11 protein-coding genes are annotated in these 9565 nt (G+C 71.4%); 5 read left to right on the forward strand and 6 right to left on the reverse strand.

What is annotated here, in order from left to right; genetic code table 11:
• Both D7W79_RS46120 and D7W79_RS32625 read left to right on the forward strand, forming a co-directional pair.
• Positions 1-132 (forward strand): MYXO-CTERM sorting domain-containing protein (locus tag D7W79_RS46120; RefSeq protein WP_369127247.1); only part of this gene is annotated, 132 nt, incomplete at its 5' end.
• Between the two features lie 119 nt (positions 133-251).
• Complete coding sequence (locus D7W79_RS32625) at positions 252-1028, forward strand: endonuclease/exonuclease/phosphatase family protein (RefSeq protein ID WP_158617104.1); 777 nt, start codon at positions 252-254, stop codon at positions 1026-1028.
• Between the two features lie 15 nt (positions 1029-1043).
• On the opposite strand, the gene D7W79_RS32630 is transcribed toward D7W79_RS32625, so the two are convergent.
• Complete coding sequence (locus D7W79_RS32630; protein WP_147442158.1) at positions 1044-1616, reverse strand: hypothetical protein; 573 nt, start codon at positions 1614-1616, stop codon at positions 1044-1046.
• 169 nt (positions 1617-1785) lie between these two features.
• Between D7W79_RS32630 and D7W79_RS32635 the strand changes: the two genes are divergently transcribed.
• Positions 1786-2613 (forward strand): crotonase/enoyl-CoA hydratase family protein, encoded by an 828-nt coding sequence (locus D7W79_RS32635; protein ID WP_120529270.1) that lies wholly within the window; start codon positions 1786-1788, stop codon positions 2611-2613.
• A 3-nt stretch (positions 2614-2616) separates the two neighbouring features.
• On the opposite strand, the gene D7W79_RS32640 is transcribed toward D7W79_RS32635, so the two are convergent.
• Positions 2617-3627 carry a methyltransferase gene (locus D7W79_RS32640; protein WP_120529271.1) on the reverse strand — a complete coding sequence of 337 codons (1011 nt, stop codon included), beginning with the start codon at positions 3625-3627 and terminating at the stop codon, positions 2617-2619.
• 89 nt (positions 3628-3716) lie between these two features.
• Here D7W79_RS32640 and D7W79_RS32645 point away from each other — a divergent pair, with 89 nt between their 5' ends.
• Positions 3717-4742: a methyltransferase gene (locus D7W79_RS32645; RefSeq protein ID WP_120529272.1), complete on the forward strand. Its 1026-nt coding sequence runs from the start codon at positions 3717-3719 to the stop codon at positions 4740-4742.
• 120 nt (positions 4743-4862) lie between these two features.
• Positions 4863-5651, forward strand: a complete 789-nt coding sequence (locus tag D7W79_RS32650) for a PA5033 family protein (protein WP_147442159.1) — start codon at positions 4863-4865, stop codon at positions 5649-5651.
• Between the two features lie 140 nt (positions 5652-5791).
• Here the strand turns inward: D7W79_RS32650 and D7W79_RS32655 are convergent, their stop codons facing one another.
• From D7W79_RS32655 to D7W79_RS43950, 4 genes are all read right to left on the reverse strand, one after another.
• The gene (locus D7W79_RS32655) at positions 5792-7693 is read right to left on the reverse strand and encodes a hypothetical protein (protein ID WP_120529274.1); all 1902 of its coding nucleotides are present in this window, start codon (positions 7691-7693) and stop codon (positions 5792-5794) included.
• Complete coding sequence (locus D7W79_RS32660; protein ID WP_120529275.1) at positions 7690-8535, reverse strand: anti-sigma factor family protein; 846 nt, start codon at positions 8533-8535, stop codon at positions 7690-7692. The genes D7W79_RS32655 and D7W79_RS32660 overlap by 4 nt, the downstream gene beginning before the upstream one ends.
• Positions 8532-9161: an RNA polymerase sigma factor gene (locus D7W79_RS32665; RefSeq protein ID WP_120529276.1), complete on the reverse strand. Its 630-nt coding sequence runs from the start codon at positions 9159-9161 to the stop codon at positions 8532-8534. Before D7W79_RS32665 ends, D7W79_RS32660 begins: the two co-directional genes overlap by 4 nt.
• A 30-nt stretch (positions 9162-9191) precedes the next feature.
• Positions 9192-9565 (reverse strand): hypothetical protein (locus D7W79_RS43950; protein ID WP_158617106.1); only part of this gene is annotated, 374 nt, incomplete at its 5' end.

Genomic DNA, 9565 nt, shown 5'->3' on the forward strand with positions numbered 1-9565 from the left:
GCTGACGCGGGCGGAGGGGCCGGGGAGGAGCCTGGAGACTCCGGCTGCGGGTGCTCGGCGGCGGGCGCGCCTTTCTGGGGCTTCTTGCCACTGGCCCTGCTGCTGCGCCGCCGCCGCTCGCGGGCCGCGTAGGGACGCTCCCCCTGGAGCTCAATCGAGGCCGCGATGGAAGGCCGAGTCCGCCCAGGCTCCTTCCGGGGCGCCGCGGGCCGGAGAATGCGTTTCCAGGGACGAACAGAAAGGCCATGACCATGGACCTGCGAATCGCCTCGTACAACATCCTGGCGGACGCCTACGTCAAGCCGGAGTGGTTCCCGCACACGCCCGCGGACCTGCTCCGGCCGCGAAGCCGTGACGCGTTGCTGGCCCGCCGCATCCTGGCGCTGGACGCGGACATCGTCTGTCTTCAGGAGGTGGAGCCCGACAGCTTCGCCGCGCTCCAGGAGGCGCTGGCGCCGCGCGGGTACGTGGGCGTGATGGCCCAGAAGCAGCAAGGCCGTCCCGATGGCTGCGCGGTGTTCCACCGCCTGGATCGGAGCCCCGGCCACCGGGCCTACTACTTCAGCGACCGGCTGGAGGACGGGCGCGTCTCCGGACATCTGGCGTTGGTCGTGGACTTCGACGTCGGCGGAGCGCGGCTGCGCGTGGCCTGCACGCACCTGCGCTGGGACCGGCCCGACAGGCCGGTGGAGCAACACCAGGGCATGCAGCAGGCCACCGAGCTGATCAACGAGCTGCTCCGGAAGGATCCGGAGGCCCTGTGGATCGTGTGCGGCGACTTCAACGCCCGGCCCGGCGAGCCGCTGGTCCAGGCCTTCGAAGCAACCGGGCTGCGCGATGCCTACGCGGGTCAGCATCAGCCGACCTGCAATGCGAACGGCGAGCCCAAGGCCATCGACTTCCTCTTCCACTCCAGCGCGCTGCGGGCCTGGCCAGACCGGTTGCCAGCGCTGGACGCGCGGACGCCGCTGCCCTCGGAGCAGGAGCCCTCCGACCACCTGCCGATCTCCGCACGGCTGCATCGCTAGAGAGCGCCCCCGGGACTACGGCGCCGGTGGGGTTTCAAGGCGCCGCAAGGACTCCCGCGCGCGCTGTCGCTCCTCGCGCTGCTTCGCGACCAGCTCTCGCGCCTTGCCCTTCTGCGTCTCGTCCAGGAGCGCCTCGACGTCGCGGTAGGCCGCCGTCTCGTTCTCCTCCATCGCCTGGAGCAGGGCCTGCTGTCGCTTCAGGCCCTCTTCGCTCAGGGGTTCGAGAGGCCGGGCGGGCGGCCTGTACGCGGGCCGGCCTCCGAGGCCCACCGGGCCGCCCCTGCGAGGCACCCCGGCTCCGCGCGGGGGGCCTTCGCCTGGAGCGGGTTCGGGGTGCCAGACCTGCCGGAGCTGTTCCCGGAAGGGCCGGTTGGCTGCATCGAGGGCCTCCTCCCGCTGGCCCACCTGGATCAACTGGTCGGTGGTGAGCGCCAGCGCTTCATGGTTCTCGAGCAGCAGCGCGAGCGGCGATTGGAAGAGAATCCTGGGAGGCGGCGAACGCCCGGGACGTTCCTCCGGGGAGGACGAAGCGCAGGCGGTGACGAGGCCCACCAGCAACAACCACGGCACGAGACGGCGCGGCGACATCGGACCTCCATGGGGCGTGTGCCTTCGGGCTCTATCCTGTTCGTCCGCCGGAATGAAGGCACGGTGAAGTTGTCACTGGAGAACGTCAGGCCTGGCAGCCCGGCAGGCAGTGGAGACGCCGCGCGGCATCTGCTCAAGTGCCGCCAGCTCACTTCCCCGGAGGGAACGGATGGACGGCACGTACAAGTCATTGCGCATCGAGAAGGCCGACGGCATCGCGGAGCTGGTGCTCACCGGCCCGGGCAAGGGCAACGCCATGGGCCCCGACTTCTGGCGGGAGATGCCCGAGGCGCTCCGCGCGCTGGACGCCGACGACGCCGTGCGCGTGGTGCTGGTGCGCGGCGAGGGCAGCCACTTCACCTACGGCCTGGACCTGATGGGGATGATGGAGTCCCTCGGGCCGCTGCTCACCGCCGAAAGCAACCTGGCGCGGGAGCGCAGCCAGTTGCTCAAGTTGATTGGTGAGATGCAGCAGGCCACGGAAGGGGTGGCCCGGTGCAGGAAGCCCGTCATCGCCGCGGTGCATGGCTGGTGCATCGGCGGGGGCATGGACCTCATCGCCGCGTGTGACTTCCGCTACTGCTCGCAGGACGCGAAGTTCTCCCTGCGCGAGGTGAAGGTCGGCATCGTCGCGGACCTGGGCGCGCTCCAGCGGTTGCCGCGCATCATTGGCGAGGGCAACACGCGCGAGCTGGCCTACACCGGCGGCGACGTGGACGCGGCGCGCGCGCTGCGCATGGGCCTGGTCAACGAGGTCTTCCCCTCCCCCGAGGCCCTGCTCACGGAGGCGCGGGCAACGGCGCGGCGCATCGCGGACAACCCGCTGCTCGTCATCCAGGGCGCCAAGCAGGTGATGGAGTACTGCGCGGACAAGTCCATCGCGGATGGCCTGCGCTACGTGGCGGTGTGGAACTCGGCCTTCCTCCAGTCGCACGATTTGACGGAGGCCTTCTCCGCCTTCGCCGAACGCCGTCCTCCCAAGTTCCAGGGGCGCTGACCCCTACGCGGCCACGGCCTCGGTGATGCTGAGCGCGGCCGGCGTGGGGATGACGCGTGAGAGCCGCAAGCCCGCCTGGGCGAAGAGCTTGCGGAAGTCCTCCTCCGTGCGCTCCCGGCCGGGCAGCGAGGCCAGCATCATCACGTCCAGCACCTTGCCCCCGTGCGGCTCGCTCCCGGGCGGGATGACGGTGTCCACCACCAGCACCCGGCCGCCCTCGGCCATGGCGCGGCGGCAGTGGCGCAGGATGTCCACGCATACCGCGTCGCTCCAGTCGTGGAGGATGCGCTTGAGGACATACGCGTCCGCGCCCGAAGGCACCGTCTGGAAGAAGTCCCCCTCCACCAGCTCGCAGCGCTCGGACAGCCCCGCCTGGGCGATGCGCGCCTCGTCCAGGACGTGCCGGTGGTCGAAGAGCACGCCCCGGAGCGACGGTGAGGACTGGAGCACTTCGATGAGGAAGCCGCCGTGGCCGCCGCCCACGTCCACCACCTGCCGGCAGGCGCTGAAGTCATAGCTGCGCGCGATGGGGCCGTTCTCCAGGTCCGACAGGCTGGACATGCCCCGGTGGAAGGTGGCGCCCGCCGCCGCGTTGCTCGCGAGGTGATCGAAGAAGGGCTTGCCGAAGATGCGCTCGAAGGCGTTCGTCCCCGTCCGCACCGTCTGCGTGAGCGCGCCGGTGGGTGCCCAGAAGATGTCCTGCGTGAGCATCAACACCGCGCTGCGCAGGGAGCCGGGGGCCTGGGTGCGCAGCAGGTCGGAGGCGGGGGTGAGCGCGAAGTTGCCGTCGGCATCCTCGGAGAACACGCCCGCGCTCGCCAGCAATCGCAGCACCCGGTACAGCGATGCCGCGTCCGCGCCCACGTCCTCCGCGAGCCGGGCCGCGCTCTTCGGGCCCTGCTCCAGGTGGTCCGCGACGCCCAGCTCCGCCGCCGTGGACAGCGCACCGGAGAGGATGAAACCAAAGCCAAGATCGACGATGAGCTGCGCCGGATGAACGGACGGAGAGGTCATCGGCCGGTCGTACTCCCGGTCAAATCCAGACGTCAACCCACGGGAGGAAACGTGGCCTCGGCCTGAGTGAACGGGATTAGACTCCTGCCATGAAGAACACGCCCGACACGAATCCGTTTCCCGCGCTGCAGCTCCATGCGGCCATCACCAGTTACTGGCGCACCCAGGTCATCGGCACCGTGGCCCGGCTGGGCATCGCGGATCTGCTCGCGGCGGGCCCCCGCGACAGTGATTCGCTGGCGGCCGAGCTGGGCGTCCACCCGGGCGCCCTGTTCCGGTTGCTGCGAGGCGGCCTCACCGTCGGCATCCTCGAAGCCGTCTCCGAGCGGACCTTCGCGCTGACGCCGATGGGCGAAGGGCTGCGCTCGAACGTCCCCGGCTCGCTGAGGGAGATGGCCATCACCCAGAGCGCCCCGGCGCACTGGTTGCCCTGGGGGCTGCTCACCGAGGCGGTCCGCACGGGCAAGTCCCCGGTGCAGGCCGCCCTCGGCTCGGACATCTGGGGGCACTTCGCCCGCAACCCCGAGGAGGCGGGGTTCTTCGCCCAGGCGATGGGCAACCTGTCCGCCCTGGTGGCCAGCGAGGTGACGCAGCACATCGACTTCGCCCCCTTCGCCCGTGTGGCGGACATCGGGGGAAGCCACGGCGATCTGCTCGCGCACGTGCTGGCCGCCCATCCCTCCTGCCGGGGCATCCTCTTCGACCTGCCCCAGGTCGCCGAGGGCGCGAAGACGGCGCTGGCGTCCCGGGGCCTGGGCAACCGGGTGGACGTGGTGGCCGGGAGCTTCTTCGAGCCCGGCATTCCCCCCGCCGACGCCTACCTGCTCAAACACATCCTCCATGACTGGGAGGATGACGCCTCCCTCACCCTCCTGCGCCGGCTCCACGAGGCAGCCCCCTCCGGGGCCCGGCTGTTCGTGCTGGAGCTGGTGATTCCGGACAACCGGACTCCGGACCCGATGCACCTGATCGACCTCAACATGCTGGTCGTCGCCGACGGACGCGAGCGCACCACGGACGAGTTCCGCGCGCTGCTCAGCGCGACCTCATGGAAGGTGGAGCGCATCCTTCCCACCCGGAGCGGGGTCAGCATCATCGAGGCGGTGAAAGTCTGAGCTACGGCCGCGCCTTCGACATTTCCAAGCATATCTAGATTTACTATTTAACCCGGATCCTGACAGCATTCTCCCACGGGTTCTCGTGAAACTCCTCGCGAGCCCCGTGGGAGAGAGCTCATGAACAACACGTCACGAAGGAATGCGCTGTACCGGTGGATGGGCGTGGGCGGGACGGTGCTCGCGATCGGCTGTGGAGGCGCCCCCGAGGAGCAGCCGGTGGATCCGGTCCCCGCGACCCAGGAGGCGCCGCTCACCGTCTCTGGCGACTTCGACGGTGACGGCACCACCGACCAGCTCACCACCAGCCTGACAGGCATCTCCATCTTCCACCCGTCGAAGGGGACGACGAAGTTCTACTCCTTCACCGGCAGCTTCGCCGTCAACAACGCCACCATGGACCTGGACGGGACCGTGGGCCTGGAGGTGGTGGTCGTCACCAGCAGCGGCATCAGCGTCATCACCGACAAGAAGGGGACGTCGCAGTTCTATTCCTTCTCCGGCAGCTTCTCGATCGTGAACGTGAGCGACACGGACGGAGTGGCGGGCGCGGAGGTCGTCACGGCCTCGGTGGGCGGCGTCAGCGTCATCCGGCACCGGAGCGCCAGCAGCTACTTCTATCCGTTCTCCGGGACGTATCAGGTCAACACGGTGGTCGACACGAACGGCGTCGCGGGCGCGGACATCGTCGTGGTGGCCAAGAACAGCACCAGCCAGGGCATCTCCATCATCCACGACTCGAACCGCACCTCGCAGTACTACGCCTTCAACACCAACTTCACCATCACGGCGGCGTGTGATTCGGACGGGGTCGCGGGCGCGGAGCTCTTCATCACGACGTCCACGAACAAGTACATCCTCAAGGACCGGACCGGGCTGACGACGACCACGACCCAGACGGGCTGCTGAAGACAGCCGAGCCGTGTCTCCCCTTCCCCTCACGCATCGTGACTCCAAACGTCGGCATGGTGGAGGTGAGCCCCAAGCCCGTGCCCGTGTCGTGAGGAGATGACGGACCGGGCTCCACGACGCGCCGGTCGTGGGTGGCGTCAGAAGACGCCCCCCACGGCCAGCATCGCGCCCCCGGACGAGGGCACCACGGCCACGCGCGGCAGGCGCCGCAGCTCCGGGTCCGAGTTCCACTGCCGCACCAGGTGCTCGGTGGCGCTCCCCGTGTACCGGGCACGCAGCAGGTTCGACGTGGCACTCACCGCGGCGAGCAGCGCGGCGCGCTCGGCTTCTCGTACGTCGTGGCCCGGTGAGCCGTTCGCGCGCCGCACCTCGCCGATCCCCAGCAGCAGCGCGGACGCGCCCATGTAGATCCAGCCCACCGTCTCCAGCCTGCGCCGGATGTTCCGCTCCTGCGCGAGGAAGCGGTTGAGCCGGTAGTCCACGCGCGCGACGGCGAGGCCCGGGTCCGCGGCGGCGTCCGCCTGCGACGCGTGGAACTCCCGCAGCAGGGCCTCCGGATCCTCGCGCCGGAGCTGCTGGAGGAGGTCCGCGCCGCTGAAGAGCAGGCTCACGGCCAGCGCGGAGATTCCCTGGACCCGGCTATCCCTGTCCCCCTCCGCCACGAGGAACGCACCGGTGCCCACCGAGGAGACCAGCGTCGCGCCGAAGAGGATGGTCTCCGTCCTGCGCCGGTCGCGCTCGACCGTGGTGAAGGTCTCCACCAGCTGCCGCATCCGCTCCCGCTCCGCCAGGGAGATGCCGTACACGGGCGCGGGCTCGGCCTGCCGCGCGCGCTCGAACGCGGCGAGCGCCTCGGGACCGAAGGGCGTCGCGAAGAGGCTGCGCAGCTGCTCCTGCACCCCGCGTGCGGCCGGAGGCATGGGCATGGGCGGGCTGAAGCTCGCCAGCTCCACCGTGGCGCCGGGCGCCACCTCCCCCAGGGACCAGGCCCGCGCGGTGTCGGGGCCGCCAGGGCGCTCCACCTCCAGGCCCCGCGCCACCCGGGGCGGCAGGCGCAGCGCCAGCGGCATCCCGGCCTCCTTGTTCAGATCCGCCCACCGCAGGCCCTGGGCATCGCGCAGCGTGAGCCGCACCGGGGGGACGGCGTCCACCCGCAGCGTCACCGCCGAGCGCACCGCCCGCAGGTCCACCAGCGTGGCCTGGGGGCTACGCCCCGGACCGAGCGCGAAGAGGCGGGGCCGGAAGAGCGGGTTGGGAATCTCCCGCGCCGCGATGCTCGCGAAGGCCTCCAGCTCCGCATACGTGACACGTCCGTCCGCGTCCGCGTCCGCGGCCCCCATCAGCCCCGAGCGCACCACATGGCTGAAGACACCGGACTGCAGCTCGGACCACTCGTAGACCTCGGCCTCGGCGCTGGTGGACAGCAGCACGCCCACCGCGGGCAGCCGCTGCGCCAGGCTCCGCGTCATGTCCTCCGGCGTGGCATAGCGCCGCCCACCCGCCTTGCGCGGGCTCACCACGAAGAAGGAGTTGCAGCTGTCCAGGATGACGTGCGCGCGCGTGGCGTCCACCTGGCGCAGCAGCGCCTGCAGGTCATCCGCGTCGAAGGCCCGGTCGCTCAGCTCCAGGAAGCCGCGCCCCTGGTCCACGTCGCCGTGGCCGGCGAAGACGAAGTAGAAGTCCACCTCGCGGCCCGAGCGCTTCACCTCGGCGATGCGCGCGGCCAGCGCTCGGGCCGCCTCCGCGACGTTCTGCGATGAGGGAGCGCGGACCTGCGGCTCCAGCGCGGGGAAGAGCCGGCGGGTGTCCGAGTCCAGCCCGGTGAGGAGCACCACGTCCCCGGGCGCCGACAGCATGGAGAAGAACTCGTGGTACTTCGCCCCGTCGTCGTCCGCGTACTGCAGCCTCGCGCGGCCGGGCGCGAAGCCCTGGTTGTTGGCCACCACCAGCGCGAACACCACGGGCGGTGGGGACGGCGCCTCGCCCGCGGCGGGGGTGGACAGCGTGAGCGCGACGAGCAGCGGAAGAAGAAACCTCAAGGCGTGGACCCCGCCTCCGCCAGGACGACGGACACCGACTCCACCGTGGCCTCCGGCCACCGTCGCCGCAGCGCCTCGGGCGTGCGCCCTTCCGGAGGGAGCGACTCCACGTCCTTCACCCCCAGCGGCGCGCGGGTGACCATGGACACGAGGCGCAAGGGCCCGGGCGCCGGGTCCTCCAGCACCACCACCTCTTCCAGCGCCCGTGCCTCCGCCGACGGCGCCAGCCGCACCGACGGCTCGTTCGCGTCCTCGCGCAGGTGGGCCGGGTAGAGCCAGTGCACCTCGCCGCGCGCGTCCTGGGCAAAGGCCAGCAGGTACACCGGCTCGCGCGTGTCCAGGTTGCGGTAGCGCACCCCGAAGCCCGCATCCGCCGGCAGCACCATGTCCGGGGCCAGCGGCGCGGCGCCCATGCCCGACCCGTGGAAGGTGATGCCCACGCTCCGGCCCAGCGTCGCCGCCGCCGGCCCGCCGCGCGCGGTCCACGTCCCCTGCCCGGGCCCCGGACCGGGCGAGGGCCGCAGCATGAACACCGCCAGCCCCGCGGCGAGCGCGGCGGCCGCGGCCCCTCCCACCCAGGGCCAGGCCCTCGGCGGCGTCACCCGCCGCTCCGCGGCCCCCGCGTGCACCCGACGCATCACCCGCGCCACCGCCTCCTCCGTGGGCGCGGCGGGCTCCAGCGGCGCGGCGAGGCGTGTGACGAGCGCCTCCGTCTCCCGCAGCTCGGCCTGGCAGCGCGCGCAGCCCCGGGCATGGTCCCGCAGCGCCTGCGCCTCTTCCTCGGAGAGCTGCCGGTCGACGAGCTGCGGCCACACCGACGACTCGGGGCATGCCGACATCATGGGCTTCCTCCCGGCACCATTTCGCGGAGCTTCTTCAGCCCATGGAACACGCGCGAGCGCACCGTGGACTCGTTGCGCCCGACGATGCGGGAGATCTCCGCGTAGTCGAGCTCCTGGTCGAACCGCAGCAGCAGCACCTCGCGGAACTTCTCCGGCAGCGCCAGGAGGGCCTCGCGCACGCGCATCCGCCGCTCGCGCTCCAGCAGCTGATCCACCACGTCCGCGGAGGCCGGCGAGGCCACGGCCTCCCCCCGGGCCCCGTCGGAGTCCTCCGCCTGCCAGCGCCCGCGCCGGCCCGCGTCCCGCACGCGGTTGCGGCACAGGTTGCGGGCCAGCGTGAGCATGAAGACGACGAAGGGCGCGCGGGGCTGGTACTCGCGGCGTGCTTCCCACACCCGCACCAGCGTCTCCTGCGCCAGTTCGTCCCCTTCCGCCGTGCTGCCCACGGACTTGCCGCAGTAGCGCGCCAGCCTCGGGTGATGCCGGCGCACCAGCTGCTCGAAGGCCTGCGCGGAGCCCCCTGCGGACAGGAGCATCAGCTCCTCGTCCGGGCGCGACTCGAGTCGTCGCCGGGCGTCCCCCGGGAAGGGCAGGACCGAAGGAGGGGCGGTGGCGGAATCCGACATGACGCGAGACGGGGAGACTAGCGGACCTGGCTACAGGACGGAAAAGCCGCCGGAGATGCCCAGGATCACGCCGCCCGGCCGGGCGAAGCGCAGGTTCCTTTCCTCACCGTCGGTCAGCTCGCGCTCACCGCCCGTGCGGTAACGGGCGGGGTCCAGGCGGTAGGCCCAGCCCGCCTCGAAGCCCAGCCATCCGCGGCGCCCCAGGTCCATTCGGTAGCCCAGCGAGGCATTGGCCGTGGTGACCGCCGAGCGGAGCACGCTCACGTCCACCCCGTCCTCCTCTCCGAGCCAGGTCGTGCGCCCCAGGTTGTGCGCCAGCGCGCCCTGGAGGAAGAGGCCGCGCGCGACGCCCAGCGGATACACGCGCGAGTGCGCGGTGAAGCGCAGGCCCCACAGCCCTCGTC

This window comes from Corallococcus exercitus (genome assembly GCF_003611585.1).
GTDB classification, from domain to species: domain Bacteria; phylum Myxococcota; class Myxococcia; order Myxococcales; family Myxococcaceae; genus Corallococcus; species Corallococcus exercitus.